At 75.4% G+C, this 281-nt stretch carries 1 pseudogene; it reads left to right on the top strand.

The annotated features are described in order from the left end of the window. Nucleotides 1-281: pseudogene (locus DEF28_RS27080) on the top strand (GGDEF-domain containing protein); the annotation flags it as partial.

Genomic DNA, 281 nt, shown 5'->3' with positions numbered 1-281 from the left:
GGCCTGCCGCTCGCCGGCGTCACGCAGGCCCTCGCCACGATCATCGCGGGGGTCGCGCGCGGCCACGCACCGCACCGCACCGCCTTCAACGTCGCGCAGTACACCCTGAGCTTCGGGGTGGCCGACTCCGTCCTGCGGCTGCTGGGGCCGCACGCCGCACCGGCCCCGTGGGTGCCCGACGGCGCGCAGCTGCTCGTGGTGGCCCTCGCGGGCGCCGCCTACTTCGTCACCAACCTCGTGCTGGTCGAGTGCGCGGTGGCCATGCACGAGCGCACCTCGCT

The organism is Marinitenerispora sediminis (assembly GCF_003336425.1).
Taxonomy (GTDB): domain Bacteria; phylum Actinomycetota; class Actinomycetes; order Streptosporangiales; family Streptosporangiaceae; genus Marinitenerispora; species Marinitenerispora sediminis.
Note: the sequence above shows the minus strand (reverse complement) of the source record. Positions and strands in the feature narration are given on the sequence as shown.